This is a genomic window from Syntrophorhabdaceae bacterium (assembly GCA_028713955.1).
In the GTDB taxonomy this organism is placed as follows: Bacteria; Desulfobacterota; Syntrophorhabdia; order Syntrophorhabdales; family Syntrophorhabdaceae; genus UBA5609.
The window spans coordinates 1-2,889 of the sequence record JAQTNJ010000077.1; the positions used below are offsets into that span (position 1 = coordinate 1).

The 2,889-nt window shown below is 47.7% G+C and carries 4 protein-coding genes; all 4 read left to right on the forward strand.

Features of this window, described 5'->3' with window-relative positions; all coding sequences use genetic code 11:
* A partial coding sequence (locus PHU49_08225) for an ATP-binding cassette domain-containing protein (protein ID MDD5243989.1) occupies positions 1–533 on the forward strand: 533 nt, incomplete at its 5' end.
* A 314-nt stretch (positions 534–847) separates the two neighbouring features.
* The gene (locus tag PHU49_08230) at positions 848–2,302 is read left to right on the forward strand and encodes a 4-hydroxyphenylacetate 3-hydroxylase family protein (GenBank protein ID MDD5243990.1); all 1,455 of its coding nucleotides are present in this window, start codon (positions 848–850) and stop codon (positions 2,300–2,302) included.
* A 16-nt stretch (positions 2,303–2,318) separates the two neighbouring features.
* Positions 2,319–2,558, forward strand: a complete 240-nt coding sequence (locus PHU49_08235) for a hypothetical protein (GenBank protein ID MDD5243991.1) — start codon at positions 2,319–2,321, stop codon at positions 2,556–2,558.
* Positions 2,558–2,889: hypothetical protein (locus PHU49_08240; GenBank protein ID MDD5243992.1), on the forward strand; the 332-nt coding region annotated here is incomplete at its 3' end. The genes PHU49_08235 and PHU49_08240, both read left to right, overlap by 1 nt.

Genomic DNA, 2,889 nt, shown 5'->3' on the forward strand with positions numbered 1-2,889 from the left:
AGGTTTATTTTAAAGGAAAAGATATAACAGGGATGAAACCCTATAAGATTGCCCGCCTTGGCGTTGGTCTTGTACCAGAGGACCGTAAGATCTTCGGACCCCTCACGGTAAAAGAGAATCTGATCCTCGGTACGACAATGGGTAAGGGAAGAAAAGGTATCTGGAATCTTGACCTCGTTTATGAGTTCTTTCCTGTTTTAAAGGATTTCCAGTCGCGGCCGGGTGGAACATTATCCGGCGGTGAGCAGCAGATGCTCACCATAGCGAGAACACTCATGGGTAATCCCCTGGTGCTTCTCCTCGATGAGCCTACCGAGGGTTTAAGCCCTGTTATGGTGAAAACCCTGAAGGACCTTGTTCTTAAACTGAAAGAGGTGAAGACAACTATCCTGCTGTCGGAACAAAATATCAAGTTCGCCATGGTTGTTTCAGATCGCGTTGCGATTATCGATAAAGGGTATATCAGATACGAATCCGATATAGAGACCTTTAAGAAAGATGATGCGATCAAGAAACAGTATCTTGCAGTATAAATAAATACATCGTATATCGTATATCGCAACATAAAAGGGACAAATGCCCTCTTTAAAGCTCATGCTGATGCAAAGTTGCATCAGTGTAGTTCACCTTTGCACAGCATATGATATGGAATGTAATAGAAAACTGAAATTGTAACAAAAAAAGGCAATACATCCAGCTTCCTATTGATAAAAATACTCAGTTAATTCAAAGCGTTATATAATGTTATATTTTTATCGCCTATCGCCTCACGCCTCACGCCTAACGGTCTTCATAATGGCACATAAATTGCTTTACTATTATAAAGAAATCATGAAAGGAGGAGATTATGGCACTCATGACGTCTGAACAATACATCGAGAGCTTGAGAAGGGTCAAAAAACATATATTCCTCGGCGGTGAGAAGATAGATAACTACGTGGATCACCCTATAATACGGCCTTCGATAAACTCCTGTGCGATGACCTATGAACTGAGCGCGCAGCCGGAGCATGAGGAGCTCCTTACAGTTACATCAAGCCTGACGGGGAAAAAGATCAACCGTTTCACGCACCTCCACCAGAGCGCTGAAGACCTTATAAAAAAGGTCAAGATGCAGAGAGTACTCGGTCAAAAGACCGGCTGCTGTTTTCAGCGTTGCGTCGGTTTTGACGGCTTCAATGCCGTTGATTCTGTCACCTATGAGATGGACGAGGAGCTCGGGACAGACTACAATAAAAGATTCCGGGCATACCTTGAGTATGTGCAGGACAACGATCTTGTTGTAGATGGCGCCATGACCGATACGAAAGGGGACCGAAAGCTTGCCCCTTCAGAACAGAAAGACCCTGATCAGTTTGTCCACGTTGTCGAAAGAAAGCCCGGCGGTATTGTGGTCAGGGGCGCGAAGGCGCATCAGACAGGAGCGGTCAATTCCCATGAGATACTGGTTATGCCTACACAGACAATGCGGGAAGCGGACAAGGATTACGCTGTTTCTTTTGCGGTGCCGGCTGATGCCAGGGGGATACTCTATATCTACGGCAGGCAGTCCTGCGATACGAGAAGGCTTGAAGATGGTGACATAGATGTTGGGAATGCGATGTTTGGCGGTCAGGAAGCGCTTATCGTCTTTAATGACGTATTTGTGCCCTGGGAAAGGGTTTTTATGTGTGGTGAATATCAGCACTCAGGGGCGCTCGTGGAAAGGTTCGCGGGATACCACAGACAGAGCTACGGTGGATGCAAGAGCGGGGTAGGAGACGTTTTGATAGGAGCTGCCCAGGCTATTTCAAAGATCCAGGGTATCGAAAAGGCTTCGCACGTGAAGGATAAGCTGGTAGAGATGACACACCTGAACGAAACGATTTATGCCTGCGGTGTGGCTTGTTCGGCCGAGGGGAAACCCACACGTTCAGGAACGTATCTTATTGACCTGATGCTGGCGAATGTATGCAAACTCCATGTAACACAGCTGCCGTATCTGATCTCCCGCTTAGCTCAGGACATAGCAGGAGGCCTTGTGGTGACTCTGCCGGGGGAACAGGATTTCAAGAATCCCGAGATAGGTCAATATCTTGAAAAGTATTTCAAAAGCGCGACGGCGTACAGCACAGAGGACAGGTGCAGGATGCAGAGATTGATAGAAAACCTTACCCTCGGAATGGGCGCAGTGGGTTATCTCACGGAGTCGCTGCACGGAGCAGGATCCCCGCAGGCGCAGAAGATCATGATAGGGAGGCTGGCAAACTTTGATTATAAGGCTGAACTTGCAGAAGAACTTGCAGGGATAAAGAGGAGCTGATAGCCCGGGTTGATCTGTGGGACGTGTAAAATACTGCGGCAACTGTAACCCGGAGGTAGATCCCAGAAAGATAAGGAAGATCCTGGAAAAGATGGCTTCCGCTACAGATGACGATGTGCTGATATGTATCAACGGATGTTCAAGGATGTGCCTGACAAAGAAGATGAAACCTGACCCGACACAAAGGAGATTAAATTTGTTCGTACGTGAGGTCTTCGAGCAAAGCAAACGTGGTGTTGACGGAGGAGGAGAGTAATGAAGCGTTACGGCGAGAAAATATGCACTGCTGAGGAGGCAGTGAAAAGGGTAAAATCAGGCGACAGAATAGCGTTTTCACATGCCTGCGGAGAACCGAGGGTGCTTCCTGGCGAGCTGATGAAACGGGCTGGTGAATTGAAGGATGTTCAGATTGTCCACATGGTTCCCATGGGCGAAGCGCCTTACTGCAAGCCGGAGTATGCCGGAAGCTTCAGGCATGTGGCGCTTTTCACCGGCGCACCGACACGGAATGCCATCTGGGATAATATGGCAGACTATATACCTTACGTTTTCAGCGAGATCCCTTTTCTTTTTGATACCCTGTTACC